General features: G+C 52.5%; 2 rRNA genes. Both read right to left on the bottom strand.

Features of this window, described 5'->3' with window-relative positions:
- Window positions 1–10: 10 nt before the first annotated feature.
- Window positions 11–128 (bottom strand): 5S ribosomal RNA (gene rrf / locus QKD99_RS11320).
- A gap of 145 nt (window positions 129–273) precedes the next feature.
- A 23S ribosomal RNA gene (locus QKD99_RS11315) occupies window positions 274–3,343 on the bottom strand.
- Window positions 3,344–3,452 lie beyond the last annotated feature (109 nt).

The raw sequence follows: 3,452 nt of genomic DNA, 5'->3' as shown, positions 1-3,452 counted from the left end.
TGTTGTTTGGTGTCGGCGGTGACTTACTCTCCCACAACCTCCCGGTTGCAGTACCATCAGCGTGTGCAGGCTTAGCTTCCGGGTTCGGAATGGGACCGGGCGTTTCCCTGCAGCTATTGACCACCGACAAACATTCGAAGCATTAGTACAAACCCCTTTTTGGGTGCCCACTTTGTGTGGGTGTTGTGTCAGATACTGCATAGTGGACGCGGTCACGACAGTGACAATGTTTTCTTCTTCTTTTGTTGTTTTGCCAAGTCACACGGAGTGTGTTGGTGTTTGTTGTGGTCAATTAGTACCAGTAGCCTTCACACCTTACAGTGCTTCCAGGTCTGGCCTATCTACCCTATCGTCTTTAGGGGACCTTAACGAAACCTCATCTTAAAACAGGCTTCCCGCTTAGATGCTTTCAGCGGTTATCCCTTCCGTACGTAGCCAACCAGCGATACCCCTGGCGGGATAACTGGCACACTAGAGGTACGTCCGTCCCGGTCCTCTCGTACTAGGGACAGCTTTCTTCAAGTTTCAACGCGCGCGGCGGATAGAGACCGAACTGTCTCACGACGTTCTGAACCCAGCTCGCGTGCCGCTTTAATGGGCGAACAGCCCAACCCTTGGGACCTACTCCAGCCCCAGGATGCGACGAGCCGACATCGAGGTGCCAAACCATCCCGTCGATATGGACTCTTGGGGAAGATCAGCCTGTTATCCCCGGGGTACCTTTTATCCGTTGAGCGACACCACATCCACAAGTAGGTGCCGGATCACTAGTCCCGACTTTCGTCCCTGCTCGACATGTCTGTCTCACAGTCAAGCTCCCTTGTGCACTTACACTCACCACCTGATTGCCAACCAGGCTGAGGGAACCTTTGGGCGCCTCCGTTACATTTTGGGAGGCAACCGCCCCAGTTAAACTACCCACCAGGCACTGTCCCCAACCCAGATCATGGGCCAAGGTTAGATGCTCAATCCGATCAGAGTGGTATTTCAACAACGACTCCACCACCACTAGCGTGATAGCTTCTTTGTCTCCCACCTATCCTACACAAACCGAACCAAACACCAATACCAAGCTATAGTGAAGGTCCCGGGGTCTTTTCGTCCTGCCGCGCGTAACGAGCATCTTTACTCGTAGTGCAATTTCACCGGGCCTGTGGTTGAGACAGCAGAGAAGTCGTTACGCCATTCGTGCAGGTCGGAACTTACCCGACAAGGAATTTCGCTACCTTAGGATGGTTATAGTTACCACCGCCGTTTACTGGGGCTTAAATTCTCAGCTTCGCAGTCAAAGACTACTAACCGGTCCTCTTAACCTTCCAGCACCGGGCAGGCGTCAGTCCATATACATCAACTTCACGTCTTCGCATGGACCTGTGTTTTTGATAAACAGTCGCTTCCCTCTATTCTCTGCGACCCCACAACGCTTAACACCGCAAAGAGTGCTCACGTCGTGAGGCCCCCCTTCTCCCGAAGTTACGGGGGCATTTTGCCGAATTCCTTAACCACAGTTCACCCGAACGCCTTAGTATTTTCAACCTGACTACCTGTGTCGGTTTAGGGTACGGGCCATACACGCACATCGCTAGAGGCTTTTCTCGACAGTACAGGATCACCACCATCAACCCCAATGGGTCTACGCATCACGTCTCAACCATATGTGCGGCGGATTTACCTACCACACGATCTGCACGCTTACACCACCAATCCAATAAGTGGCGTGGCTACCTCACTGCGTCACCCCATCACTTGAACCACACATCAGGCCCCACGACATCAACACCACCAGACTTCAAAGAAGACTAGCAGTGCATCTGCGGTGGTTAGTATCAGTGCTTTATCATGGGCGCGCATGTACGGGTACCAGAATATCAACTGGTTATCCATCGACTACGCCTGTCGGCCTCGCCTTAGGTCCCGACTCACCCTGGGAAGACGAACTTGACCCAGGAACCCTTAGTCATCCGGCGGATAGGATTCTCACCTATCAATTCGTTACTCATGCCTGCATTCTCACTCGCACACAGTCCACGCCTCCTTACGGTAACGCTTCAACCCATGCACGACGCTCCCCTACCCAAACAAAAAATTGCTTGCCGCGGCTTCGGCGGTGTACTTGAGCCCCACTACATTGTCGGCGCAGAACCACTCGACCAGTGAGCTATTACGCACTCTTTCAAGGATGGCTGCTTCTAAGCCAACCTCCTGGCTGTCTTCGCGATCCCACATCCTTTTCCACTTAGTACACCCTTAGGGGCCTTAACCGGCGATCTGGGCTGTTTCCCTCTCGACTATGAAGCTTATCCCCCACAGTCTCACTGCCGTACAACACAATTAGTGGCATTCGGAGTTTGGCTGACATTGCTAAGATTGTAGTCCCGCTCAACCAACCAGTCGCTCTACCTCCACCAAGCTATAATACGACGCTGCACCTAAATGCATTTCGGGGAGAACCAGCTATCACGGAGTTTGATTGGCCTTTCACCCCTACCCACAGCTCATCCCCGCAGTTTTCAACCTACGTGGGTTCGCGCCTCCACAACCTCTTACAGCTGCTTCACACTGGCCATGGGTAGATCACCCCGCTTCGGGTCCAGGACATGCCACTTGCCACCCCATTAGGATTCGGTTTCCCTACGGCTACCCCACACGGGTTAACCTCGCGACATGCCGCTGACTCGCAGGCTCATTCTTCAAAAGGCACGCCATCACACACAAACGGTGCTCTGACGGATTGTAAGCACATGGTTTCAGGAACTATTTCACTCCCCTCCCGGGGTACTTTTCACCATTCCCTCACGGTACTCATACACTATCGGTCACACTGAGTATTTAGGCTTACCGGGTGGTCCCGGCAGATTCACAGCAGATTCCACGAGCCCGCTGCTACTCGGGCAACCCAACAACCCACATGCCATTGTCTTCAACTACAGGACTCTCACCTTCTCCGGCAGGCCATTCCAAACCACTTCACCTAACAACAACACACGAGCGGACCATCAGTAGCTAGTCCACATTGGGGCCCACAACACCGCACACACAACCCCTACCAGGTATCACATGCACACGGTTTAGCCTCATCCACGTTCGTTCGCCACTACTAGCAGAATCATTATTATTTTCTCCTCCTACGGGTACTGAGATGTTTCACTTCCCCGCGTAAACCCCCACAACAGCTATGAATTCACTGAAGGGTAACCCCACATAACCAGGGCCAGGTTTCCCCATTCGGACATCCTCGGATCAACGCTCAATTGACAACTCCCCGAGGCTTAACGCAGCCTTTCACGTCCTTCATCGGCTCAGCATGCCAAGGCATCCACCATGCGCCCTTAATAACGAACACACAAACCACCACACACAACAAAAATCATGCAGGTGGCCACACAAGTGAACTTGACAAAAAATTGATTAAAGAAAAAAGAAATCACACAAACACACACAAACAAACCACA

Source organism: Corynebacterium sp. c3Ub_189 (assembly GCF_039907195.1).
GTDB lineage: Bacteria > Actinomycetota > Actinomycetes > Mycobacteriales > Mycobacteriaceae > Corynebacterium.
Note: the sequence above shows the minus strand (reverse complement) of the source record. Positions and strands in the feature narration are given on the sequence as shown.